The organism is Sulfurovum zhangzhouensis (assembly GCF_030347965.1).
Taxonomy (GTDB): domain Bacteria; phylum Campylobacterota; class Campylobacteria; order Campylobacterales; family Sulfurovaceae; genus Sulfurovum; species Sulfurovum zhangzhouensis.
This window is the reverse complement of record NZ_JAQIBD010000004.1, coordinates 1-23,453: the sequence shown is the minus strand read 5'-3', so window position 1 is coordinate 23,453 and position 23,453 is coordinate 1. Positions and strand designations below refer to the sequence as shown.

Here is a 23,453-nt window from a genome sequence, read left to right as displayed (position 1 = left end):
ATGGGTCAAAAAGTTAATCCTATAGGTCTTAGACTTGGAATCAACAGAAACTGGGAGTCAAGATGGTTCCCGGCAAAAGGAAGAGCATCTGATTTCATCGCTGAAGATCACAAGATCAGAAAATTCCTTAAAAAAGAGCTTTTCTATGCTGGTGTTTCTAACATCATTATCGAAAGAACAGCTAAGAAACTAAGAGTAAACATCATTACTGCACGCCCAGGTATCATTATCGGTAAAAAAGGTGCAGATATCGAGAAGCTAAAAGCTACTCTAACTAACATGCTTAATAAAGATGTTGCACTTAACATTAAAGAAGAGAAGCGTCCACAAGCTTCAGCACAACTTGCTGCTGAAAACGTAGCGACTCAACTTGAAAGACGTGTTGCATTTAGACGTGCAATGAAAAAAGTAATCCAAGGTGCACTTAAATCAGGTGCAAAAGGGATTAAGATCTCTGTATCTGGTAGACTTGGTGGTGCTGAAATGGCAAGAACTGAGTGGTACCTAGAAGGTAGAGTGCCTCTTCATACTTTGAGAGCGAAAATCGATTACGGTTTTGCTGAAGCACATACTACATACGGAATCATCGGTATCAAAGTTTGGATCTTCAAAGGTGAAGTACTTCAAAAAGGTATCCAAGCTGAGCCAGCAGAAGAGAAAAAAGGTGGTAAAAGACCATCTAGAAAAAGAGGTGAATAATCATGTTGATGCCTAAAAGAACCAAATGGAGAAAGCAGATGAAAGGCCGCAACCGCGGTAAATCTTTCAGAGGTAACAAAATTGAGTTTGGTGATATCGCAATCAAAGCAGTAGAAGCTGGTAGAGTTAACTCTAGACAAATCGAAGCTGCTCGTATTACGATGACTAGACATATTAAGAGAAGTGGTAAAACTTGGATTAGAGTTTTCCCTGATAAACCTTTAACAAAAAGACCACTAGAAGTGAGAATGGGTAAAGGTAAAGGTCCAGTAGAAGAGTGGGTAATGAACATCAGACCTGGTAGAATCATCTTTGAAATGGCTGGTGTAGAAGAGACTCTTGCAAGAGAAGCATTGACACTTGCAATTCACAAGTTGCCATTTAAGTGTAAAATTGTCGCTTTAAAGGATACAAATGAACTATATTGATTTGAAAGAAAAAAGCGAAGCAGAGCTTTTGGAAATGCTAAAAGAGAAAAAGCTTGAGGTTTTTACTCTTAAAGCAAAACAAAGAACAATGCAACTTACTAATACAAGTGAGTTGAGAGTAGCGAAGAAAGATATCGCAAGAATCCAGACAGCATTGACTGCTGCTAGAGCGAAGTAAGGATCTGATATGCCAAAAAGACAAATAACAGGTACTGTGATCAAGAAGGCTGGAGATAAGACTGCCACTCTACTTGTAGAGAGAAAAGTTCTTCACCCAAGATATCACAAGACAGTAAAAAGATTTAAAAAATATCTTATTCATGACGAGAGAAACGAGATCAATGTTGGAGATACTGTAACTGCAATAGAGTGTAGACCACTATCTAAAACAAAGTCGTTCAGACTTCTTGAAATTGTTAAGAGAAGGGAAGTAGTATGATCCAAAGTTTTACAAGATTGAATGTAGCAGATAACTCTGGCGCAAAAGAAATTATGTGTATTAAGGTACTTGGTGGATCTAAAAGAAGATATGCATCTGTAGGTGATGTAATCGTAGCTTCTGTAAAGAAAGCACTTCCAACAGGTAAAGTTAAAAAAGGTAAAGTTGTTAAGGCTGTTGTAGTTAGAACACACAAAGAGATCCACAGAGAAAACGGATCACTTATCAGATTCGACGACAATGCAGCAGTTATCATTGATGATAAAAGCAACCCGATCGGTACTCGTATCTTTGGACCTGTAGCAAGAGAGACAAGATATGCAGGATTTATGAAGATCGTATCACTAGCACCGGAGGTATGGTAATGGCAACTAAATTAAAAATCAAAAAAGGTGACCAGGTAATGGTTATCGCTGGTGATGACAAAGGTAAAACAGGAGAAGTTCTTCGTGTTATGCCAAAGAAAGAAGCAGTAATCGTTGCTGGTTGTAAAATGGCTAAGAAAGCTGTAAAGCCTAGTGAAGAGAACAAAGAGGGTGGATTCGTGTCAAAAGAGACTCCAATTCATATCTCAAACGTAAAAAAAGTAGAGGCATAATCTAATGAGTAGAATGAAGCAAAAGTACAATGACATCGTACCTGCACTTCGCGAAGAGTGTGGGATCAAAAATGCGATGCAGACTCCGAAGCTTGAGAAGATCGTAATCTCTGTTGGTGCTGGTGAAGAGGGTAAAGACTCTAAACTAATCGAAAACATGAGAGAGACGATTTCACTAATCGCTGGTCAAAAAGCGGTAATCGTAAATGCTAAAAAATCAGTTGCTGGTTTTAAAGCAAGAGAGGGTTCACCATCTGGTATCAGAGTAACTCTTAGAGGTGAAAATATGTACAACTTCTTTGATAAGTTGGTTTCAATTGCACTTCCAAGAGTAAAAGACTTTAGAGGAACACCTAGAAAAGGTTTTGATGGTAGAGGTAACTATAACTTCGGTCTTACTGAGCAGTTGATGTTCCCAGAAGTTGTGTTTGATAATATCATCAAGACACACGGTATGAACATTACAATCGTAACTACTACTGAAGATGACAAAGAAGCATTCATGCTTTTAGAAAAGCTTGGTATGCCTTTCGCTAAAGGGAGAAACTAATGGCTAAGAAATCTATGATTGCAAAACAACAGAGAAAAGCAAAGTTCTCAACTCAGGCATATACAAGATGTAACATTTGTGGTAGACCACACTCAGTATATAAAGATTTCGGTCTTTGTCGTGTGTGTTTAAGAAAAATGGGTAACGAGGGATTGATCCCTGGTTTACGTAAAGCAAGCTGGTAAGGAGTAGTAGAAATGATGACAGATATAATGGCAGATTCTCTGACTCGTATCAGAAACGCCGCACAAAGAAGACTAGACGTAACAACTCTTCTTCACTCGAAGATGGTTGAAGCAACTGTAGCTATTTTGGTTGAAAAAGGATACCTTGAGAGCTATACAGTAAAAGAAGATGGTAACAAAAAAACTATTGATGTTGTATTGAAATATGATGACAAAGAAAAAAGCGTTATCAACGAAATTAAAAAGATCTCTAAACCTGGACGTCGTATCCACAAAGGTAAAGATGAGATCAAAACATTTAAAAACGGTTACGGAACTTTGGTTGTATCAACAAGCCAAGGTGTACTTGCAAACGATGAAGCGTTCAAGCGTGGTATCGGTGGCGAAGTAATCTGTAGTATTTGGTAAGGAGTAGAGATGTCAAGAGTAGGAAAAAAACCAGTAACTGTTCCAAGCGGTATTAATGTAGCGCTTGACGGTACTTGTGTCGTAGCGAAAAAAGGCAATCTTGAAAAAAGACTTGAGACTTACGGAAGAGTTAATGTAAACATTGACGGTGCTGATGTAGTGTTCGAAAGAGTTGGAGAAGATAAACAATCTTCAGCTTACTGGGGTACTTACAGATCACTCTTTAACAACATCGTTGTTGGTCTTGACCAAGGTTATACTAAGTCATTAGAGATCAACGGTGTTGGTTATAGAGCTTCTGTTGCAGGTAATGTACTTAACCTTCAACTTGGATACTCTCACCCGATTGATTATGAGATCCCAGCAGGTCTTGAAATCACTGTAGAGAAGAACGTAATTACAGTTAAAGGTACAGACAAGCAAGCAGTTGGTCAAGTAGCAGCTGAGATTAGAGAGTTCAGACCACCAGAACCATATAAAGGTAAAGGTGTGAAGTATTCTGATGAGACTATCATCAGAAAAGCTGGTAAGTCGGCTAAGAAGTAAGGAGCGGTAGATGTTAAAAAGTATTCAAAAAAGAAAAAATAGACTACGTGCTCAAAGAAAAGCAAGAGTAAGAGGTAAGATCTTCGGAACAGCAGAGCTTCCAAGACTTACAGTCTTTAAGTCAAATAAGCACTTTTATGCTCAAGCAATTGATGACAATGCTGGTGCAACATTGGCAGCTGCTGATGGTAAAAAAATGGGACTTAAAGCAAATCAGGAAGATGTAAAGCAAGTAGCGGTAGAAATGGCTAAAGCACTTGCAGCAAAAAACATCGATTCTGTTGTTTTTGATAGAAATGGTTACCTTTACCACGGTGTTGTTGCGTCATTTGCTGATGCACTCAGAGAAGCCGGAATTAAGTTTTAAGGATAAGCGATGCAACAAGAAACTGTAGAAAAAGAATTTGAAGAAGTAATCGTTAACATCGGACGTGTTGTTAAGGTTGTTAAGGGTGGTAGAAGATTTAGATTTACCGCTCTTGTAGTAATCGGTGACAAAAATGGTACAGTAGGATACGGATTTGGTAAAGCAAAAGAAGTTCCTGATGCGATCAAAAAAGCTGTTGACGATGCACACAAGAACCTTGTAAAAGTAAACATCAAGGGAACAACGATTGCTCACGATATCGAGCACAAGTTCAACGCAAGTAAAATCTTGCTTAAACCAGCTAGCGAAGGTACAGGTGTAATTGCCGGTGGTGCTGCTAGACCGGTACTTGAACTTGCAGGGTATAAAGATATCTTGACTAAATCGATCGGGTCTAACAACCCTAATAACTTGGTAAGAGCGACTGTAGAAGCACTTACTAGAATCAAAGCGTAAGGGGTAAAGTATGGGTCTACATAATTTACAACCGGCACCAGGTTCTACACGTAACAGAAAGAGAATCGGACGTGGTCAGGGTTCTGGTACAGGTAAAACAGCAGGTAAAGGTAACAAAGGTCAAAAAGCAAGATCTGGTTACAATGAGAAGAGAAACTTCGAGGGTGGACAACAGCCACTAGCGAGAAGACTTCCTAAGATCGGATTTACTTCAAGAGTTGTGAAACCACATGTGATCAACGTAGTGAAGAATACAAAAGTTGCAGAACTAGAAGAGATTACACTTGAGAGCATCAAGTCAGTATGCAGACTTCCTAAGTCAGTAACTAAAGTAAAGCTGATCGGTACAGGTGCGAAAGATCTCGCAGCTAAGATCAAAGATGACGCTGTAACAACAAGCGGAAAATAATCATGGGTAACGCTTTAACTCAAAAAATCCTGATTACATTAGGATTTCTTTTTGCGTACAGAGTTTTAGCCTATGTTCCAACCCCTGGGGTTGACCTTGGCGTAATCAAAGAATTCTTTGACGCCAATGCCAACAACGGGATTGGAATGTTAAGTATGTTCTCCGGTGGTGCGGTTGAACGTTTAAGTATTATCTCTCTAGGTATCATGCCTTACATTACTGCCTCAATTGTAATGGAACTTCTTGCAGCAACTTTCCCAGCACTTGGACAAATGAAAAAAGAACGTGACGGTATGCAAAAGTATATGCAGATCATTCGTTATTTCACTATTTTTATTACTGTTGTTCAAGCAGTGGGTGTATCAATGGGTCTTCAAAGTATGACTGGCCGTGCAGGACAAAGTGCAATTATGATCGATCCAGTAATGTTTACAGTACTAACGACATTCTCAATGTTGGCTGGAACAATGCTATTGATGTGGTTTGGTGAGCAGATCACACAAAAGGGTATCGGTAACGGTATTTCATTGATTATCTTTGCAGGTATTGTTTCTGGACTTCCATCAGGTATTTCCAATACGGTAAGAGCAGTAAATGCAGGTGAGATGAATTTCTTGATGGTACTTGCTATCCTCGCAATCATGATTATTACAGTGCTTGCAATCATCTATGTTGAACTTGGTGAGAGAAGAATTCCTATCTCATACTCAAGAAAAACAATTATGCAAAACCAAGCAAAAAGAGTGATGAACTATATTCCTGTAAAAGTGAACCTTTCAGGGGTGATCCCACCGATCTTTGCATCTGCGGTATTGATGTTCCCTCTTACAATGTTGCAGTCAAGTACTTCTGAAATTGCCACATCGTTTGCTGATGCATTGGCACCGGGTGGTTTGATCTTTAATATTGCAACATTCTTGCTGGTTATGTTCTTTGCATTCTTCTATGCATCGATTGCATTTAATGCAAAAGATATTGCAGATAACCTCAAAAGACAAGGTGGATTTATTCCAGGTGTAAGACCTGGTGAACACACTAAAGAGTTCTTAAATGAAGTTGCAAGTAGATTGACCGGTTCTGGATCTGTATATTTGGCAATCGTTTCAACTATACCTTTTGCTATTGTATCAGGTATGGGTGCTAGCTTCTACTTCGGTGGAGTTGCTGTACTGATTATCGTACAAGTTGCACTTGATACGATGAGAAAGATCGAAGCGCAAAGAACGATGAACCAATATGATACATTGGGTAACGTAGGTCTATAATGGCTATTGCACTTAGAAAAGCTGATGAGATCGCCAAGCTTAGAAAAGCTGGCGAGATCGTTGGAAAAACACTTCAATATCTTCAAGAAAATATCAAACCTGGTATGACACTTAAGCAGATCGATGAGATGGGCGAAAAGTTTATCCGTGAACATGGAGCAATACCTTCTTTTAAAGGTCTTTATGGATTTAAGGGATCAGTATGTACTTCAGTGAATGAAGTATGTATTCATGGTATTCCTGATGATACGGTCATTAAAGAAGGTGATATCCTTGGATTGGACATTGGTACACAAGTAGACGGTTATTACGGTGATGCAGCGATCACTATGCCAATCGGCAAAGTGAGTGCAGAAGATGAAGCACTTATCGCTTGTTCAAAAGATGCACTCTACCATGCAATTGATAGTATCAAAGAGGGAATGCGTTTCAAAGAATTGTCAAAGATCCTTGAAGACTTTATCACTGAGCGCGGATATGTCCCACTTAGGGACTATTGTGGTCACGGTATCGGCACAAAGCCTCATGCAGAACCGAATATCCCTAACTACCTTGAAGGGAAAACCAATCAGGGACCAAAGATCAAAAATGGTATGGTGTTCTGTTTGGAGCCAATGATATGTCACAAGTCAGGTACACCTGTTATTTTAGATGATGATTGGTCAGTAGTGAGTGATGACGGTCTTCGTACAAGTCATTATGAACACCAGGTAGCAATTGTTGATGGTAAAGCGGTGATACTTACCGAGGCGTAAGTTTCAATAGAAAGCTGAATAGATTGTAAAGGAATACAATGGCTAAAGATGATGTAATTGAGATTGACGGTAAAGTAGTAGAAGCGCTACCAAATGCAACTTTCAAGGTAGAGCTTGACAATGGACACGTAATCCTTTGTCATATTGCAGGAAAAATGAGAATGCACTATATCAAAATTCTTCCTGGTGATAAAGTAAAAGTTGAACTTACACCATACAGTCTTGATAAAGGCCGTATCACATTTAGATACAAATAGTAGTTACTGCGCAGTGTTTAACACTACGCAGTGAAATACATTTCTTATTTCTCTTCCCTAAAAAATATAAGAAAAAATTAATATTAATTTGGATATAATCCTCCTCCCTATTACTATTAGGCAATAGGTAACTGCGTGAAGAATTTTTGATTAATTTGCACCGATTACTCAAGAATTGGATTATGACACTTCAATAATCCACGCAAAATAAAGGGTGTACATAAGCACTCTAGGTGCAAAAAAACGATAACGCAAGAGAACTTCAAGCCTGGAGTTCTCAACACGTACTTATATAGAAACAGGAGTAACCAAATGAAGGTTAGACCATCGGTTAAGAAAATGTGCGATGACTGTAAAGTTATTAAGCGCAAAGGTATTGTACGCGTGATTTGTAAAAATCCAAAACATAAACAGAGACAAGGATAAACATGGCACGTATTGCAGGTGTTGATTTACCACTTAAAAAAAGAATGGAGTATGCACTTACTTACATTTACGGTATTGGTCTTACAACTTCAAGACAAATCCTTGATGCAACTGAGATCGATTATAACAAAAGAGTTCATGAACTAACAGATGCTGAAGCAGCAACTATCCGTAACTACATTCAAGATAACTTGATGGTAGAAGGGGATCTTAGAAAAAAAGTAACTCTAGATATCAAAGCATTGATGGACCTAGGTAACTACAGAGGTTTAAGACACAGAAGAGGACTACCGGTGCGTGGTCAAAAAACTAAGACAAATGCGCGTACGAGAAAAGGTAAGCGTAAAACTGTCGGTTCAGCGTAAGGAGTAGTGTAGTATGGCTAAGAAAAAAGCAAAAAAGAATATTGCTAAAGGTGTAGTATACGTAGCAGCTACATTTAACAATACAGTAATTACAGTAACTGATGAGATGGGTAACGTGATCTCTTGGAGTTCAGCAGGAGCACTAGGTTTTAAAGGTTCTAAAAAGTCTACTCCATTTGCTGCGACTGAAGCAGTTGCAGATGCAATGAGCAAAGCAATGGAAAACGGCATCAAAGAAGTAGGAATCAAAGTTCAGGGTCCTGGTTCAGGTAGAGATACTGCAGTTAAAGCGATTGGTGCAACAGAAGGTATTCGTGTAACTTCACTTAAAGATATTACACCACTACCACACAACGGGTGTAGACCACCTAAGAAACGTAGAGTATAAGAGGTATAGAGATGGCTAGATATAGAGGTCCGGTAGAAAGATTAGAGAGAAGACTTGGTGTTGATCTTGGTTTGAAAGGTGAAAGAAGACTTGCTGGTAAGTCTGCACTTGAAAAAAGACCATACGCACCAGGACAACATGGACAAAGAAGAGCAAAGATCAGTGAATACGGTCTTCAACTTCAAGAAAAGCAAAAAGCTAAGTTCATGTACGGAACAAGCGAAAAGCAGTTTAGAGCACTTTATAAAGAAGCAAATAGAAAAGAAGGAAACACAGGTAACGTTCTTGTACAACTTCTTGAGCAAAGACTTGATAACGTAGTTTACAGAATGGGATTTGCTACAACTAGAGCATCTGCTAGACAATTTGTAAACCATGGGCATGTACTTGTTGACGGTAAAAGAGTAGATATTCCATCATTCAGAGTTAAAGCAGGCCAAAAGATTGAAATTAGAGAAAAAAGCAAGAACAATGTTCAAATCCTTAGAGCTATCGAACTAACTAACCAAACTGGTATGGTTGAGTGGGTAGACGTAGATAAAGAGAAACTCTTCGGTATCTTCACAAGAGTACCTGAAAGAGAAGAGATCTCAATTCCAGTTGAAGAGCGTTTAATCGTCGAGCTATATTCTAAATAATCTGAGTAAAGGCTAGCTAATGAGAAAAATTAAAGTTGCACCATTTATGCCAACTGAGGTAGAGGTAAACGAGATCAGTGAAAATAGAGCAGAGATTACTGCTTACCCTTTTGAGAGCGGATACGCAGTAACACTTGCACACCCTCTTAGAAGACTGATTCTTGGTTCTTCTATCGGATATGCACCTATTTCTGTAAAGATTGAAGGTGCTGCACATGAGTTTGACAATATTAGAGGTATGCACGAAGATGTAGCGGTCTTTATTATCAATCTTAAAAATATCCGTTTCAAGATTAAAGATGAGAGTGACAGAGTAGAAGTAAACTACTCTTTTGCAGGGCACAAAGAAGTAACGGCACAAGATTTGAATAACGACCTCGTAGAGGTAGTAAACGGTGACCTTCCGCTTGCAACACTTAATGAAGATGCAGAGCTTAACTTTACAGTTGTAATCTCAAAAGGTATCGGATATGTTCCGAGTGAAGATCTTAGAGATGAAGTAGCAAACGATGCGATCGCTTTGGATGCGTTCTTTACACCGGTAAGAAAAGCAAACTATTCAATCGAACCTGTACTTGTAGAGGATAACCCAAGTTTTGAGAAGATCACATTTGATATCGTGACAGATGCTCAAATCGGTCCAGTTGAAGCATTTACTAATGCACTTGAAGTAATGAACAAGCAACTATCGATCTTTAATGGTGTACTTGATGTAGATATCTCAACAGCTCCGATCAAAAAGAGCAGTGATGAGAGTGAACTGAAGCCTTTCCTTCAAACAGTTGATTCGTTGGGGCTAAGTGCAAGATCGTTCAACTCACTTGATAGAGCGGGTATCAAATACCTTGGTGAACTTGTACTAATGAGTGAAAATGAGATCAAAAACATCAAAAACCTTGGTAAAAAGTCTCTTGATGAGATCAATGAGTGTCTAGTTGAGCATGGATTTGGTGAAGATTTCGATCTTTCAGATGTTACAAGAGCACATCTTGTTAAAAAATTAGAACAATTAAAACAATAAAGGATTCCCATGAGACATAAGCATGGTTACCGTAAACTAAGCAGAACATCTGCACACAGAGCGGCACTTCTTAAGAATCTTTCTATTGCTTTGACAAGAGAAGGTCGTATTGAGACGACACTTCCAAAAGCAAAAGAGCTTAGAAGTTACTATGAAAAATTGATCACGAAAGCTTCTGCTGGTGATTTTAATGCACACAGAGCAGTATTTGCAATGCTTCAAGATAAAGAAGCAACTAACAAGCTTGTAACGGAGATTGCTCCAGAGTATAAAGAGAGAAACGGTGGTTACACACGTATTATCAAAACTCGTACAAGAAGAGGTGATGCAGCACCTATGGCGATTATCGAACTCGTATAATCGTTTACTGTACTACAACATATCAAGGCATTGCCTTGAGTGTTACCATTCTTACATATTCCCAAAAAATATAACAAACTCATTGACATATTCAATCTTTTAGTGTATAACACTCAAGGTAAACACAATGGTTAATCATTTTGTTATAATATTATGAATACTATATAGAGTAAAGGAAAGAAATTGATCCCTTTTACGGATGAAGAGTTAGAACCGGCAGTAATGAATGTGATAGAAAAAGTTAGACCTTCTATTCAGATGGATGGTGGGGATATCAAACTGATCGCGATTAAAGACGGTAAAGTATATGTACAATTGCAAGGAGCTTGTGTCGGTTGTTCAAGCAGCGGTACAACATTGAAATTTGGTGTAGAAAAGCAGATGAAGACATTGATTCATCCTGAGATGATAGTAGTGAACGTTCCTTTCGGATATGAAGATAAATTGGAGCAATTGACATAACATGGCTAAATTGAATAAAAATCTATTATTGCAGCGTGCTGAAGGTGAATTCCTGAATGGTGAGTTCAGCAGTGCATTAAGGGATTATGGCCTTTTACTGAAAGATTACCCAACACTGGATGAAGCAAAAGTAGGCGTTTATCTCAGTGATCTGGGTATAGATAGCAGTGAAGAGGCACTTGCACTGTTTGATTATTACCAGGCGATCAAAGATGAAAAAGAGAATGCAGCAGAGATCATAGACAGCCTGATCCGTTCACTGGATAGCTCTAAAGATGCCCTGAAAAAATTACTTGTTGATCCTATCCAGGAACAAATCGAGTATAGTGACGGTATTCGCTATAGTGATTTTTTAGAACTGGTGAAGCAGAGAGGGTCCTTTAAAAAGACATTTGAAGACATAATGTTCTCTACCAAAGTAATAATCACCAATAAAGATGAGTTTATTGATTTTGTTAAAAAATTAACAGCTGAAGGATTTGATGAGATGGCATTCTCTTATCTTGATGCATCAAGCAGTCTTTTCGGTAATGATCAGGATATTCTGACGCTTTATACATTGGTCGCAGGTCATAAGTAGTGAAAATTGCATGTGATTTGAAGGGGTATTCCTTCCTAAGTGATGATACCAACGCGTTAGATAATACTACATTGTTTTTAACAACAGCGCAAAACTTACCATACTATGAGGCATTGGAGTCAAAACCGGAAGCTATCAGTGTGGAAGAGCTTATTGGCTTATGGGAGCTGGAAAAACTAAGAGTAGTAGGTGTAACCGGTACTAACGGGAAGACAACAACAACTGCAGCAATCTACTCATTCTTACTGGATCTCGGTGAACAACCAGCTCTGCAGGGAACGCGAGGACTTTTTGCCGGGGATAGACGCATTGAAGAGAAGAGTATGACCACCCCTTCTATCTTTGAAACTCTCCATAATATGAAACAGGTACTTGACCTGGGATGTAACTACTTTATTATGGAAGTCAGTTCTCATGCAATCCATCAAAAACGTATCGAAGGGATAAAGTTTGCCCTCAAAGTACATACAAATGTTACAAGTGACCATCTGGATTACCATGGTACAGTAGAAGAGTATCGACGCGTTAAGAGTCTGTTTTTTGCAGATGAGACGCCGAAGCTGCTCAATAAAGATGATATCAATGCTATCACCTATAACCCTATGAATGCTCAGAGTTATGGTGTAGATGAGCCTGCAACTTTCAAGGTACAGGCTTTTTCATTGCTTCACGGCATTACAGCCGGTATCAAGCATTTGCAGCAGGAAGCAACCTTTCACTCACCAATGGTAGGTCTATTTAACCTGTTTAACTTGATGGCAGCCATAGGGGCCGTACAGATGCTGACCCAAAAGCCTATCCAAGAGGTATGTGATGTGGTTGAACATTTCGCAGGTGTAGCGGGGCGAATGGAAGTGGTAAGCCGTGATCCTTTAGTGATCGTAGATTTTGCACATACTGATGACGGGATGTATCAAGTGCTAGATTCTATCAAAGATAGGGATATCTCAGTTGTATTCGGCGCAGGTGGCAACCGAGATAAAATGAAGCGTCCGCGTATGGGTGCTGTAGCAGGTAAGTTTGCCAAGAAGATCTATGTGACCAGTGATAATCCACGAGATGAAGTCCCTGAGCAGATACTTGAAGATATTCTAGTAGGACTACATGGGAAAGATCATGTAGTAGCTACACCGGATAGACGTTTAGCAATTAAAATGGCACTGGATGAACTAGAAGGTGATGAAGTACTCTTGATCCTTGGTAAAGGAGATGAAGATTATCAGGAGATCAAAGGGGTGAAATACCCGTTCGATGACCGCGAAGTAGTCAGAGAGTTGCTAGGGATAGAAGCCTAGCGCTTATTCTTCTGTCATAAAATCCTGCATTGCTATAGTGTAGGCATCATAGAAGTTCATGACATGACCGCCATACTTTTTCACAAAAGCATCGGCATTCTTTCGTTTTGCAAAAGCATATTTGCTGAAATGACTCATTGTCCCCTCTCGCATACTTCCGACCACATAGTAAGCACTCTGTGCAGAGATAAACTTTAATGTAGTGACATCCACAACCTTGACATCATAGAGATCCGTTTTATTAATTTCATTGTCGTGAACGACACAGTGCAGTGAACAGTACTGTCTTATTTGGTGATCTTTTGTTGTAGCGGCATGGTTGGTTTTATAAAATGTAGGAAGATGCATACCGCAAATGATACAATCCTCCTTTTTGTTTCCATGTTGAAGCAAAATAGCTTGTGATAGGGGTACACTTTGAAAACGGGTGTATGTTTTTTGTGGTGTTTGCTGCTGTACGGTTCCTGTACAGGCATTAAAAAGAAAAATGCCTAAAAGCGCCAAAATGATATATATTATTTTCAAAAAAATCCCTTGTTCTCATGGCGAGTTTATATATAATAAATAGTGAATAAGATGAAAAAGTATAACCTAAATAATGTGAATGTTCATTGTAGAGTAGTCTTAAAGTGTAGGAAGATAAATATATTATCTGTAAAGAGAGGAATCCCTTTACAAATAAGTGAAGATTGGACTATTATTGTATAGCTAATTGGGAATTAAAAGCTTCAAGATGATTATAACTTCCATACAACAAATGCTCATAAACCAATTCAAGATCTTCAGGTAGATCCGTTTCTAGACGTACGTTCAAGTCAGCGATATCTACCTCTTCAATCGTTACACCTACTTCCAATGCATCTGTAAGTGAAAGTACACCCTTTGCAATCAGCTGATCATAGAGTGATTGCAGTTCATTATTCTCAAAAACTCCTCTGGACTCAAGTGTAGCAGGGACATTCAGTTCATATTTTTCCAATAGTAGAAGCACTGCTTCCATATGTTGTTGTTCAGAAGATGCGATATTTGTAAAGATATCATCTCCCCATGCGGCATAAAGATACTCATAGACATCACGTGCCAGTTTTTCTTCTTCTGCCATGTAAATCAGGCCTTCTTTTTGCAGGTCTGTAAGATTAGCATCAGGAATATCATTAATCATTGTCTGAAGCTGCTCAAGAGTCTGATTATGTTCGCTAGTATTCATATCAGTATCTTGCGCTTCTCTTAGTTCTTGTTGAATACCTGGTAGTTCGGATTCCGTGATTCTTTCTATTCTAAGCTCATTCATCAAGGCGTTTTCAAATTCGCTGACACTTTGGTTGCTCTCCGTATACATAGCAATTCTTGCATGAATACGTTCTTGTATCTGAAGTGCTTGTTCCTCCGAGAGATTCATTGTGGAGAGGTTGTTTTCTAAACAGTAAGCATAGGCTTCATCGGAGATAGCAGCAATTGTTTTATTTGTCCCCGGGGTTGCTGTATCGATCTCCTCATCGCTCAATCCAAACTCTTCTTGGAGCATTACCCTTACTTGAGTGTTACTAGCGAGGGTAGTTACTACAGTGATCACATCACCTTGTTTTGCTTCAAGTTTATATTGTAGCTTCACTTCTCCTGCTTCTATTGAACCGTTTCTATTGATATCGATATATCCGCCTTCTGCACTGATAGGATAAGTAGGTGCAGAGGTGAATCGGTATCTAGCTTGGCCCATATACTGTGCAAGTTTTCCATTTGCATCCGTAACGGCTGCTCCATCTACCGGACCTCTCTCCACCGTAATATCAGTTACGCTGCTTGATACTGTATCAGTTGAAGATGTACCGCTACATCCTGCCAAGACCAGTGCAGCTAATGTTGAGATTATGAATGATTGTTTTAACATGACTTTTCCTTTTGCATCATTTTAAAAATTCTTTCGAACTTTTGTGATACAGCAGTATAGATCAGGTTTGTTACTTCTATGTTACTTGACAGGTAAGAGTATTAATGGATATTTGATTAAATGTCACTACAGTTAAAAATACAGATGAATGGTCACTGTATTGTTATGGTCAACCTCAAGTTTTTTTTCTATCCCAAGCTCTTTACAGAGTTTATCTACAATATGAAGTCCTATACCAAGCCCACGATCACTTTCTTTATAAAACCTGTCAAAAATCTTAGATGGATTATGAATACCGTGACTGCTGTTTGAAATACTCAGTTGATGTTCTTGAGCAATGATCTTCACAAAGCCGTGGGAAGTATTATATTTACAGGCATTACTGAGTAGATTATAGATAATCCTGCTGAATGCATGTTTGTCCGAGTAGATAGTAGTATCTTCTACATCAACCTTCCAATCAAGATAGTTATAGATAGATGAAAAAAAAGCGGTTTGTTCATCAATTACTTCTTTGAGCGAAAATCTATTTTTTTGAAATTGCATATCTTTTAAGTAGCTATCCAGATTTTTATGAAGCATGGAGATAGCTTTTGCACTTTGTGCAATACTTTCTACCTCTTCATCTTTGGAATCCATCATTTTAAGATTAATGAGAATAGAGGTAATGGGGGTATTGAGGTCGTGAATAATATCTTTAATGAACTCTTCTAGGATCGTTAAAGATTTGCGTAGAGGGTTAATTGAGTAGTAAGAAAAAAGCAGTGAGATAAAAAATGCAATTAATGTCAGAAATAAAAACTGCCACAATATCGTTTGTTTGGTTTCTTGTAAAAGGATTTTATAGGATCGCAATGGATAAAAGATCTTTAAAACATTTTCTTTATCCTCTAAAAGGGGTACTAAAATGTAAAGTGTATCTTTATCAAAATTCAGTTCATAAAACTTATGTGCTTTAGTCTGAGGAACGATGTCAATATCAAAACGGTTATCTTCGAAAAAGAAACTGTAATTTTTCATCTCCAAAAAAATATGTTCACTTAGGTGCTCTTCTTCCACTTTGTAGTAATTATAAAAAATAACTGTCAAAAAGAGCTCAATGACAATGAAAAAGAGTGTGAAACTCTTGATAAGTGATTCTTTTTCAGATAACTTTATAACCGACTCCTCTAATATTTTGAATATTTATTCCAAGATTTTTTTTAAGTTTTGTTATGTTGACTCTCAAGGCAAGATCGTTTGGTTTTTCCAAAAATAGCATCAACTCCTCTTTGGTAACTGGATTTGGATGGTTTTTCATCAGAGAAAGCAGAATATTTTTTTGTACATCTCCTAAATATAAAGGTTGGGAATGATTAAAGAGTTCTTCTGTAACAAGATCAGCTTCCAGGTCACCAACCTTTAGTTTTTCTCTGAGGGATGCAGTTTTTGCTTTGATCCGTACCAGCAGTTCGTCGGGATCAAAAGGTTTTTTAACATAATCATCTGCTCCGGCTATAAAGCCTTTGGTAACTGAGTTCACATCTATCAAAGCACTGATAATGATTGTTGGTGTAAAATCTTCAGCTTCTCTTAGAGAGGTGAGTAGGTCAACTCCATTGATAAGCGGGACATTGATATCTAAGAGGTAAAGACTGTATTTGTTTTCATACGTCAGATCAAGTGCTTCTTCCCCGTCTTTTGCCCAGTCAACGGAGTAGTTCTCATGCGTAAGGAACCTTATGAGGGATTTAGCAAGATTCGGGTCATCTTCAAGAAGTAGTATTTTATTCAAAATGTACTCCTAGTTTTACGGATACCGTATGATTTGGAGAAATATCATTTAACCCATGGGCGTAGTTTATTATAGCAAACAAATGTTTTGTCAATGTATAGCTGTTAAACCATGAAATTGCTTTGTAAGGCTGGGTATTGGGATAGGGTGATCCGGAATAATCATAAGAGAATGCACTGTACCATTTCGGAGTGAGTGCATATCCACTGCCAATAGAATAGGTAATAAAATCCTTATAGCTCATATCTTGACTGTCTCCACTGATCGTATACCTATAGTCTAGATAGAGATTTTGTCTTTGTGTGATTCTATAGTTTAAGTAGAGCGACGTAAAGAGATCATTTTCGCCTGTGTCTGTATCTTCATAGGCATTACCGTATTTTAATCCTGTATTTGTATCTTCATTGGCAGTGGCAAGTTTTGTTCCTAAACTTAGCTTTGCTATAAATTTTGTATTTTCAAGATAATAACCGGTACTTAGATAGATATCTCCATAATCAGTAGAGATATTATTGGATGAGGTAGAGGCTGCATTGTTTGCATTGGAAAGGCTGATATCCCAGTTGTTGTACCTGTAATTTGCAAAAAAGTTAAAATTGCTTGTTGTATGTGACTGTTTGTCAACACTGATATCGCTCCCCACTATAAGTGTCAAAGCTCCAAGGTAATGTTGGCTGGGAGCACACCCTTTTTCATCTACAACTTCTTCAAATGAAGAATTAGGACACTTGTCATCTTTATCCTCAACCCCATCAATGTCACTATCTTGGTAGGCAAATGAAAGGGAGGAAAATAAAAAAAGAGTACTTAACAGTTTAATGAACATTATCGAGCTCCACCCGGTTGCTGCATTTGTGGCATTGGCCTTGGCGGAGTACTTTGCATCATCTGTGTTCCTTGCGTTGGAGAAGTACTTTGTGCACCCTGAGGTGTTTGCACACTTTGGCCGTTATGGGCAAAAGAACTTTTCAGATTAGACATCACCTCTTTTCGGGTTTTTTCATTCATCTTTCTTAGTTTAATTTTAAGTTGATTCATCAATGCCCTTTTTTCGGAAGGCGGGGCCTTTTTGATCTGGGAAACCAGTTTTTGGATATCCGTTGATGGCTGTGGTGCCTCCTCTGCAAAAAGTGTATGGCTAGAGAAAAAAAGTATGATTAAAGAAATAAAAATATATTGCATCAGTGCTCCTTATGCATAACTATATAAAAGTTTTGTTAATCAAGTGTTACTTCCACTTTCTAGATAGGATGCAATTAAGTATTTTATCTAAACAATAGTCTGAAAACACGTATAGGTTTTTTGAGACATTGATTCAGATTTAGTTGTACATTCTATGAAAAAATAGCGAAAATATAGAGAGAAAAATTCTCATTGGAACCTTTTATGCATCTAGCTGTAAGTTGAACGAAGTATATGTAATATTTTACTTTTTGGGAAACATCTAATCTTGAATTAAGTAAATAGGAGTAAAATACTCTTAAATAAAATCATTAAAGGATGAATTATGATGCCAGGTATACCACAACCAGCGTTTTATATGTTTAAATGTCAGCAATCTGCACCTCCGGGAATGCCAAAACCAAGTTGTGTAAAACAAAATGACCCTGAGTCTCAACAGCTTTTTCAGCATCTTGCTCAAACATTGATGCAAAAGGGAATTATCGCAACAGTGCAACCGATCCAGACTGGTTGTCTAAACCGTTGTCAACAAGGTCCTGTAATGCTTGTAGAACCAGGACATACAATGTATGTAGGTTTGACTAAAGAGAAGATCGAAAGAATCATTGATGAGCATATCATCGGAGGCAATGTAGTATCTGAGTATGTGATCGATGAAGCGATGTGGGGAGAGCCGATCTCACCAGCAGCAGTCGCTAGATAAATCTTTTAAATTTGTTTCGCGGACACTCTGTCTGCGATGCCTCATTATTTCCTCACAATTTTCAGTATAATAGAAAGCGATGAAGTATTTTGGTATAATTCCAACAATTTTTATAGTTAAATAGGAAAGCGTATGAACATTACAATGTTTTACAGTAAGATTCACAGAGCAACGGTAACTGATGCGAATCTGAACTATGTAGGTTCTATTACAATCGACCGTGATCTTTTGGAAGCGGCCAATATGCGTGTCGGTCAGAAGGTCGATATCGTGAACAATAATAACGGAGAGCGTTTCTCAACGTATATCATCCCTGGCGAAAGAGGGGAAAGAGATATCTGTCTGAACGGTGCAGCAGCAAGAAAAGTACAAAAAGGTGACAAGATCATCATTATTGCTTATGCAACAATGACAGAAGAAGAAGCGGATACATTTAAACCAAAGATTGTAATCTTGGAAGATGATAACAGTATCGCTCAAGAGTTTGAAGGACTTGAATAAATGTTTGAGGGTTTAAACTTCGGTGATATGGGCAAAATGATGGAGCAGATCCAGGAAAAGGCCAAAGAGATCCAGGAACAGGCAAAGAACGTTGAGTTCACTGCAAAAGCAGGTGGTGGTATGCTTACAGTGACTGCCAATGGTGCAGGTGAGATCATAGATATTACGATTGATGATTCTCTGTTAGAAGATAAAGAGTCTTTACAGATATTGTTGATATCGGCAATAAACGATGTCAATAAGATGGTGGAAGATAACAAGAAATCCCAAGCAATGGGGATAATGGGTGGAATGAACCCTTTTGGTTCAAAGTAAGTTGATTAGGGCTTTACGGTATCGATAAGATAGTTGAACTCTTTAGATGATCTAAGCGCAATGATCTTTCTTGATACTGGTGAACTTTTTCCTTCAGTTTTAATTACTTTTTTAAGTGTTTTACTTATTTTCATCTCTTTTCCTTTTTATGAATTGGATTTATCTAGTTGAGATTCTGCAATAATATATGAATAAAGTTACCAGATGATAACAAACAAGGATAGATGATATGAATGAAGTAACACAAGCTATAGAGAATGATTCTATCGCTAAATTAAAATCATTGATAAAAGGCGGTACGGATATCACAAAGCCTATTATTATCGGTGAAGAGTATGAGCTGGAGGATTATGATGAGATCAGTCCGCTTTTTTATGCGATAAGAAAGTATGCATCATTGGAGCTCATCGAATTACTGCTTGAAAACGGTACAGATCTTTTTGAAAGAGATAGCGACGGTATTTCAGCACTTGATGTGGCTATTAAGTTTAAACGCAAAGATGTGATCCAGTTCTGTATCGATAAAGGCTTTGACCTCAATATAACGACTAGAAGAAGCGGTATTACCCCTGTAATGCTTGCAGCATGTTTCTCTGACCTTGATATGATGAAACTACTTATCGATAACGGAGCTGATATCAATGCTTCTGACAAAGCGGGTATGGCACCTAAAGATTATGCAAAAAAACTAGGACAAAAAAAGATGGTTGAGTTTCTCTCAGAACATGGAGCGAAGTTTAACGTCTACCCTGAAGAGGAGTAACCCTCTTCGTCTCATTTTTATATTTTCAAAATAACTACATAATATATATGCATATCTTTTGATATGTGCTTTTCTTATCAATTTATCACGATATTTCAACACTAGATTTCACTACGTTATCAAATGGTAATCAAATGACTAATGAATGTTACCAAACTGTTATTAATTTCATCTATGATACGGCACAAATTTAATAAGGAATGTCAATGAAATACTCAAAGATAGCTTTATCCCTGTGTTCTGTATCTGCAGCTTTCCTCCTTTCCGCATGTGGAGGAAGTGGTGGTACTACAGTCAGTGCTACTGGTACATTTATCGATGCACCTGTAGAAAACCTAAGATACTCATGTGATACATCAGGTAAGAGTGGTGTAACTGATGCAAATGGTCAATTTAATTGTAACTATGGCGATGTAGTATCTTTTCAAATAGGTGCGATGACAATCGGACCGGTTGACTTTGTAGAGGATATGGTTATCACACCATATAAGCTTTATCCAACTGACGCTACTGCTGCAGTAAGACTTGCACAGTTGATACAAAGTTTGGATGATGATGGTGATATCAGTGAAAGAATTACTATCGTAGAATCATATGCAAATGCAATTACTGAGGACTTGGATCCAACACTTTCTACTTTTGAAAGTCTTGCACAGGCACTACTTGATAATGTAAATGTTACGCTGGTAGACAGAACAACAGCAAAAGCACACCTTGCTGCACAAGATACATCATCACCTGTAGTAACACTTCAGGGTGATGCTCAAGTTACGATTAGCGTTGGTGATGTATACATGGACGCTGGTGCAACTGCTTACGATGAGTTCGATGGAAAAATGGACCCGGTAAAAACAGGAACTGTTAATACAGCAGTAGCAGGTACATATATAATCACATATAAAGCAACAGACCAGGCAGGTAACACTGGTACTATAAGTAGAACAGTTATTGTTGTTGCAGATACTGCAGCACCAGTTGTAACACTAAATGGTAGTGCTACAGTGACGATCAAGGTTGGTGAGAGTTACACTGATGCTGGTGCGACAGCAGTAGATGATGTAGATGGAGTACTTACTCCAGTACAGTCAGGAAGCGTGGATACATCAACTCCTGGTAGTTATACAATCACATGGACAGCGACAGACAACGCAGGTAATGTTGGCAGTGCAAGCAGAACAGTGATCGTAGTTGAGGATACAACAGTAGATACAACACCACCTGTTGTAACACTAAACGGTAGTGCTACAGTAACGATCACAGTAGGTTCTAGCTATATTGATGCCGGTGCGACAGCAGTGGATAATGTTGATGGTGTACTTACTCCGGTACAGTCAGGAAGTGTAGATACTTCAACTGCTGGTACCTATACGATTACATGGACAGCAACGGACAACGCAGGAAATACAGGTAGCGCAAGCAGAACAGTTATCGTAGAAGCGGCACAGTGTCAGAACGTTAACCCTATCACGGGTCAATGAGAAGACGTAGTTGCATCTGATACAACTGCACCGGTTGTAACATTAAACGGTAGTGCTACAGTAACGATCACAGTAGGTTCAAGCTATAGCGATGCCGGTGCGACAGCAACAGACAATGTAGACGGTACACTTACTCCGGTACAGTCAGGAAGTGTAGATACTTCAACTGCTGGTACATATACGATCACATGGACAGCAACGGACAACGCAGGAAATACAGGTAGCGCAAGCAGAACAGTTATCGTAGAAGCGGCACAGTGTCAGAACGTTAACCCTATCACGGGTCAATGTGAAGATGTAGTTGTTGATACAACTGCACCGGTTGTAACATTAAACGGTAGTGCTACAGTAACGATCACAGTAGGTTCAAGCTATAGCGATGCCGGTGCGACAGCAACAGACAATGTAGACGGTACACTTACTCCGGTACAGTCAGGAAGTGTAGATACTTCAACTGCTGGTACATATACGATCACATGGACAGCAACGGACAACGCAGGAAATACAGGTAGCGCAAGCAGAACAGTTATCGTAGAAGCGGCACAGTGTCAGAACGTTAACCCTATCACGGGTCAATGTGAAGACGTTATTTTATAAATAAGGAGATAGAAATGTTTTTTAGACCAAAGTCATTAGCAAGTTCAATTGCAGCGGTATGTGCATTAAGTGGTTCACTTTATGCAACAGACTATACAAATACAAGTTTTTATGTAGCATATGATAGTGCAGATGCAACACAATATGCATTGGTAATGCCATCAGTAGCAAAAGTATATACACATAAAGCAGGACAGATTCAAGCAGCTGACCTTACACAAATTGATGACCAGTTCAGTAGTTTCCCTACATACAACAATGGAGAACTCTGTTTCCCTGTACTTAAAGACGGTGCAACTGGTAATGGGGGTGCATCAACAATGGCAGGAAACTGTTATGATGTAAACTTCTACTATACTCAAAAAGCAATCATCCCTGAAGGTGCCGCATTTATGCTTTACTATGATACAGGTGATAAAGTGTATGAAGGTCTTGCTGGAAACCCTGGTTCATTCCAAGTAGTAAAAGACGGTGCTACAATCAATAATGCTAACAGTATTACAGGTGATGATTATACACACTATACTTTTGACCATGCTACCGGTACGGCGATTTTGGGTGTTGACACTGCATCATTACCACAACAGACACTATCAAACAGTATTACAGGTAATGTGACACTTACAAAAGATACACTATGGTTGATCGACGGTCTTGTAGTTGTAGAGAGTGGTGCGACATTGACAATCGAGCCGGGAACTACACTTGCAGCATTTGACGGTACAGGTGCTCAGACATCATATATGATCGTAGATAAAGGCGGTAAGATCATCGCAGACGGTACAGCAGCAGAGCCTATTACATTCACTTCAACAAAAGTTGCGATTGACGGTGCAGCACCGGCAGTAGGACAATGGGGTGGTCTAACAATCATCGGTAATGCAGGTAACCCGCAAGTTCTTCCATATGAGGTAGATCCTTCATTCGTTCCTGGAGATACAGATCTTGCAGACAATTCAGGTATCCTTAGACATGTGAAGATCCTTAACTCAGGTATCACAATGGATGTAGATAAAGAGATCAACGGTCTTTCAATGGTAGGTGTAGGTTCAGGTACAGTAGTAGAGGACATCAGAGTTGACCTTTCAGACGATGACTGTGTGGAAGCATGGGGTGGTACAGTAAACGTTACTAACGTTACCGCTACAGGATGTACAGATGACCACTTCGATATCGATGACGGTTTCTCAGGAACGGTAAGAAATCTTAATATCTCTACAACATCAGGTAATGCAGGGATCGAGATGTCAGGAACAACTCACGCGACATTTGACGGATTCAACATTGTACAGAATGTTTCAGCTAAAGAGGGTGGCATCTACTTCAAGAAAGACGGTATCGGTGGACACTTCCTT

Annotated in this window: 39 protein-coding genes; 32 read left to right on the top strand and 7 right to left on the bottom strand. The window is 38.7% G+C overall.

What is annotated here, in order from left to right; genetic code table 11:
* The 25 genes from rpsC to PGH07_RS09750 all read left to right on the top strand — a co-directional run bounded on the left by rpsC (window position 1) and on the right by PGH07_RS09750 (window position 12,897).
* On the top strand, window positions 1-699 hold the full coding sequence (gene rpsC / locus PGH07_RS09870) for a 30S ribosomal protein S3 (RefSeq protein ID WP_289414307.1): 699 nt from the start codon (window positions 1-3) through the stop codon (window positions 697-699).
* 2 nt (window positions 700-701) lie between these two features.
* Entirely contained in the window at window positions 702-1,127 is a 426-nt protein-coding gene (rplP, locus tag PGH07_RS09865; RefSeq protein WP_289414306.1) for a 50S ribosomal protein L16, read from the top strand.
* On the top strand, window positions 1,114-1,305 hold the full coding sequence (gene rpmC / locus PGH07_RS09860; RefSeq protein ID WP_289414304.1) for a 50S ribosomal protein L29: 192 nt from the start codon (window positions 1,114-1,116) through the stop codon (window positions 1,303-1,305). The genes rplP and rpmC overlap by 14 nt, the downstream gene beginning before the upstream one ends.
* A 9-nt stretch (window positions 1,306-1,314) precedes the next feature.
* Window positions 1,315-1,566, top strand: coding sequence for a 30S ribosomal protein S17 (rpsQ, locus tag PGH07_RS09855; protein WP_289414302.1), 252 nt, complete (start codon window positions 1,315-1,317; stop codon window positions 1,564-1,566).
* Window positions 1,563-1,931 carry a 50S ribosomal protein L14 gene (gene rplN / locus PGH07_RS09850; protein ID WP_289414301.1) on the top strand — a complete coding sequence of 123 codons (369 nt, stop codon included), beginning with the start codon at window positions 1,563-1,565 and terminating at the stop codon, window positions 1,929-1,931. Before rpsQ ends, rplN begins: the two co-directional genes overlap by 4 nt.
* Window positions 1,931-2,164, top strand: a complete 234-nt coding sequence (gene rplX / locus PGH07_RS09845; protein ID WP_289414300.1) for a 50S ribosomal protein L24 — start codon at window positions 1,931-1,933, stop codon at window positions 2,162-2,164. The genes rplN and rplX overlap by 1 nt, the downstream gene beginning before the upstream one ends.
* Window positions 2,165-2,168: 4 nt before the next feature.
* The gene (gene rplE, locus PGH07_RS09840; protein WP_289414299.1) at window positions 2,169-2,714 is read left to right on the top strand and encodes a 50S ribosomal protein L5; all 546 of its coding nucleotides are present in this window, start codon (window positions 2,169-2,171) and stop codon (window positions 2,712-2,714) included.
* Window positions 2,714-2,899, top strand: a complete 186-nt coding sequence (locus tag PGH07_RS09835; protein WP_289414298.1) for a type Z 30S ribosomal protein S14 — start codon at window positions 2,714-2,716, stop codon at window positions 2,897-2,899. The genes rplE and PGH07_RS09835 overlap by 1 nt, the downstream gene beginning before the upstream one ends.
* Window positions 2,900-2,911: 12 nt before the next feature.
* Window positions 2,912-3,307 (top strand): 30S ribosomal protein S8, encoded by a 396-nt coding sequence (gene rpsH / locus PGH07_RS09830; protein ID WP_289414296.1) that lies wholly within the window; start codon window positions 2,912-2,914, stop codon window positions 3,305-3,307.
* 9 nt (window positions 3,308-3,316) lie between these two features.
* Complete coding sequence (gene rplF / locus PGH07_RS09825; RefSeq protein ID WP_289414295.1) at window positions 3,317-3,853, top strand: 50S ribosomal protein L6; 537 nt, start codon at window positions 3,317-3,319, stop codon at window positions 3,851-3,853.
* Window positions 3,854-3,863: 10 nt separating this feature from the next.
* On the top strand, window positions 3,864-4,220 hold the full coding sequence (gene rplR, locus PGH07_RS09820; protein WP_289414294.1) for a 50S ribosomal protein L18: 357 nt from the start codon (window positions 3,864-3,866) through the stop codon (window positions 4,218-4,220).
* Window positions 4,221-4,229: 9 nt separating this feature from the next.
* The gene (rpsE, locus tag PGH07_RS09815; RefSeq protein WP_229937044.1) at window positions 4,230-4,676 is read left to right on the top strand and encodes a 30S ribosomal protein S5; all 447 of its coding nucleotides are present in this window, start codon (window positions 4,230-4,232) and stop codon (window positions 4,674-4,676) included.
* 10 nt (window positions 4,677-4,686) lie between these two features.
* A complete protein-coding gene (gene rplO, locus PGH07_RS09810; protein WP_289414293.1) occupies window positions 4,687-5,085 on the top strand; it encodes a 50S ribosomal protein L15 in 399 nt (132 codons plus the stop codon).
* Between the two features lie 2 nt (window positions 5,086-5,087).
* Window positions 5,088-6,350, top strand: a complete 1,263-nt coding sequence (gene secY / locus PGH07_RS09805; RefSeq protein ID WP_289414292.1) for a preprotein translocase subunit SecY — start codon at window positions 5,088-5,090, stop codon at window positions 6,348-6,350.
* Complete coding sequence (map, locus tag PGH07_RS09800) at window positions 6,350-7,105, top strand: type I methionyl aminopeptidase (RefSeq protein ID WP_289414291.1); 756 nt, start codon at window positions 6,350-6,352, stop codon at window positions 7,103-7,105. Before secY ends, map begins: the two co-directional genes overlap by 1 nt.
* Before the next feature lie 38 nt (window positions 7,106-7,143).
* The gene (infA, locus tag PGH07_RS09795; protein WP_229937040.1) at window positions 7,144-7,362 is read left to right on the top strand and encodes a translation initiation factor IF-1; all 219 of its coding nucleotides are present in this window, start codon (window positions 7,144-7,146) and stop codon (window positions 7,360-7,362) included.
* Window positions 7,363-7,674: 312 nt separating this feature from the next.
* Entirely contained in the window at window positions 7,675-7,788 is a 114-nt protein-coding gene (gene rpmJ, locus PGH07_RS09790) for a 50S ribosomal protein L36 (RefSeq protein ID WP_008244830.1), read from the top strand.
* 2 nt (window positions 7,789-7,790) lie between these two features.
* A complete protein-coding gene (gene rpsM / locus PGH07_RS09785; protein WP_289414290.1) occupies window positions 7,791-8,153 on the top strand; it encodes a 30S ribosomal protein S13 in 363 nt (120 codons plus the stop codon).
* 13 nt (window positions 8,154-8,166) lie between these two features.
* On the top strand, window positions 8,167-8,541 hold the full coding sequence (rpsK, locus tag PGH07_RS09780; protein WP_229937037.1) for a 30S ribosomal protein S11: 375 nt from the start codon (window positions 8,167-8,169) through the stop codon (window positions 8,539-8,541).
* Window positions 8,542-8,552: 11 nt separating this feature from the next.
* Window positions 8,553-9,179, top strand: a complete 627-nt coding sequence (gene rpsD / locus PGH07_RS09775) for a 30S ribosomal protein S4 (RefSeq protein ID WP_289414289.1) — start codon at window positions 8,553-8,555, stop codon at window positions 9,177-9,179.
* Window positions 9,180-9,198: 19 nt separating this feature from the next.
* The gene (locus PGH07_RS09770) at window positions 9,199-10,200 is read left to right on the top strand and encodes a DNA-directed RNA polymerase subunit alpha (protein WP_289414288.1); all 1,002 of its coding nucleotides are present in this window, start codon (window positions 9,199-9,201) and stop codon (window positions 10,198-10,200) included.
* A gap of 9 nt (window positions 10,201-10,209) precedes the next feature.
* Window positions 10,210-10,560: a 50S ribosomal protein L17 gene (gene rplQ, locus PGH07_RS09765; protein WP_289414287.1), complete on the top strand. Its 351-nt coding sequence runs from the start codon at window positions 10,210-10,212 to the stop codon at window positions 10,558-10,560.
* A 183-nt stretch (window positions 10,561-10,743) separates the two neighbouring features.
* Window positions 10,744-11,022, top strand: coding sequence for a NifU family protein (locus tag PGH07_RS09760; protein WP_289414285.1), 279 nt, complete (start codon window positions 10,744-10,746; stop codon window positions 11,020-11,022).
* A gap of 1 nt (window position 11,023) precedes the next feature.
* On the top strand, window positions 11,024-11,602 hold the full coding sequence (locus PGH07_RS09755; protein ID WP_289414284.1) for a hypothetical protein: 579 nt from the start codon (window positions 11,024-11,026) through the stop codon (window positions 11,600-11,602).
* A complete protein-coding gene (locus PGH07_RS09750) occupies window positions 11,602-12,897 on the top strand; it encodes a UDP-N-acetylmuramoyl-L-alanyl-D-glutamate--2,6-diaminopimelate ligase (protein ID WP_289414283.1) in 1,296 nt (431 codons plus the stop codon). The genes PGH07_RS09755 and PGH07_RS09750 overlap by 1 nt, the downstream gene beginning before the upstream one ends.
* Window positions 12,898-12,900: 3 nt before the next feature.
* Here PGH07_RS09750 and PGH07_RS09745 read toward each other — a convergent pair whose 3' ends face one another.
* From PGH07_RS09745 to PGH07_RS09720, 6 genes are all read right to left on the bottom strand, one after another.
* Window positions 12,901-13,422 carry a nitrous oxide reductase accessory protein NosL gene (locus tag PGH07_RS09745; protein WP_289414282.1) on the bottom strand — a complete coding sequence of 174 codons (522 nt, stop codon included), beginning with the start codon at window positions 13,420-13,422 and terminating at the stop codon, window positions 12,901-12,903.
* 172 nt (window positions 13,423-13,594) lie between these two features.
* Window positions 13,595-14,785 (bottom strand): DUF2202 domain-containing protein, encoded by a 1,191-nt coding sequence (locus PGH07_RS09740; protein ID WP_289414281.1) that lies wholly within the window; start codon window positions 14,783-14,785, stop codon window positions 13,595-13,597.
* A gap of 132 nt (window positions 14,786-14,917) precedes the next feature.
* Window positions 14,918-15,805, bottom strand: a complete 888-nt coding sequence (locus PGH07_RS09735; protein ID WP_289414279.1) for a sensor histidine kinase — start codon at window positions 15,803-15,805, stop codon at window positions 14,918-14,920.
* 124 nt (window positions 15,806-15,929) lie between these two features.
* Window positions 15,930-16,559 carry a response regulator transcription factor gene (locus PGH07_RS09730; protein WP_289414277.1) on the bottom strand — a complete coding sequence of 210 codons (630 nt, stop codon included), beginning with the start codon at window positions 16,557-16,559 and terminating at the stop codon, window positions 15,930-15,932.
* Window positions 16,552-17,385, bottom strand: a complete 834-nt coding sequence (locus PGH07_RS09725) for a hypothetical protein (protein WP_289414275.1) — start codon at window positions 17,383-17,385, stop codon at window positions 16,552-16,554. The genes PGH07_RS09730 and PGH07_RS09725 overlap by 8 nt, the downstream gene beginning before the upstream one ends.
* Window positions 17,385-17,741 carry a hypothetical protein gene (locus PGH07_RS09720; RefSeq protein ID WP_289414274.1) on the bottom strand — a complete coding sequence of 119 codons (357 nt, stop codon included), beginning with the start codon at window positions 17,739-17,741 and terminating at the stop codon, window positions 17,385-17,387. The genes PGH07_RS09725 and PGH07_RS09720 overlap by 1 nt, the downstream gene beginning before the upstream one ends.
* Window positions 17,742-18,066: 325 nt before the next feature.
* Here PGH07_RS09720 and PGH07_RS09715 point away from each other — a divergent pair, with 325 nt between their 5' ends.
* The 3 genes from PGH07_RS09715 to PGH07_RS09705 all read left to right on the top strand — a co-directional run bounded on the left by PGH07_RS09715 (window position 18,067) and on the right by PGH07_RS09705 (window position 19,260).
* A complete protein-coding gene (locus tag PGH07_RS09715) occupies window positions 18,067-18,444 on the top strand; it encodes a (2Fe-2S) ferredoxin domain-containing protein (RefSeq protein ID WP_289414273.1) in 378 nt (125 codons plus the stop codon).
* A gap of 132 nt (window positions 18,445-18,576) precedes the next feature.
* Window positions 18,577-18,945 (top strand): aspartate 1-decarboxylase, encoded by a 369-nt coding sequence (panD, locus tag PGH07_RS09710; RefSeq protein WP_289414272.1) that lies wholly within the window; start codon window positions 18,577-18,579, stop codon window positions 18,943-18,945.
* Window positions 18,946-19,260 carry a YbaB/EbfC family nucleoid-associated protein gene (locus PGH07_RS09705; RefSeq protein WP_289414271.1) on the top strand — a complete coding sequence of 105 codons (315 nt, stop codon included), beginning with the start codon at window positions 18,946-18,948 and terminating at the stop codon, window positions 19,258-19,260. It abuts the gene before it with no gap.
* 5 nt (window positions 19,261-19,265) lie between these two features.
* On the opposite strand, the gene PGH07_RS09700 is transcribed toward PGH07_RS09705, so the two are convergent.
* On the bottom strand, window positions 19,266-19,394 hold the full coding sequence (locus PGH07_RS09700) for a hypothetical protein (protein WP_289414269.1): 129 nt from the start codon (window positions 19,392-19,394) through the stop codon (window positions 19,266-19,268).
* Between the two features lie 95 nt (window positions 19,395-19,489).
* On the opposite strand from PGH07_RS09700, the gene PGH07_RS09695 reads away from it, so the two are divergent.
* From PGH07_RS09695 to PGH07_RS09685, 4 genes are all read left to right on the top strand, one after another.
* A complete protein-coding gene (locus PGH07_RS09695; protein ID WP_289414268.1) occupies window positions 19,490-20,023 on the top strand; it encodes an ankyrin repeat domain-containing protein in 534 nt (177 codons plus the stop codon).
* Window positions 20,024-20,229: 206 nt separating this feature from the next.
* Window positions 20,230-21,501, top strand: coding sequence for a DUF5011 domain-containing protein (locus tag PGH07_RS09690; RefSeq protein ID WP_289414267.1), 1,272 nt, complete (start codon window positions 20,230-20,232; stop codon window positions 21,499-21,501).
* Window positions 21,502-21,567: 66 nt separating this feature from the next.
* Window positions 21,568-22,098 carry an immunoglobulin-like domain-containing protein gene (locus PGH07_RS11455; protein ID WP_353049839.1) on the top strand — a complete coding sequence of 177 codons (531 nt, stop codon included), beginning with the start codon at window positions 21,568-21,570 and terminating at the stop codon, window positions 22,096-22,098.
* A 14-nt stretch (window positions 22,099-22,112) separates the two neighbouring features.
* The coding region (locus PGH07_RS09685) for a beta-helix domain-containing protein (RefSeq protein ID WP_289414266.1) at window positions 22,113-23,453 on the top strand (1,341 nt) is incomplete at its 3' end.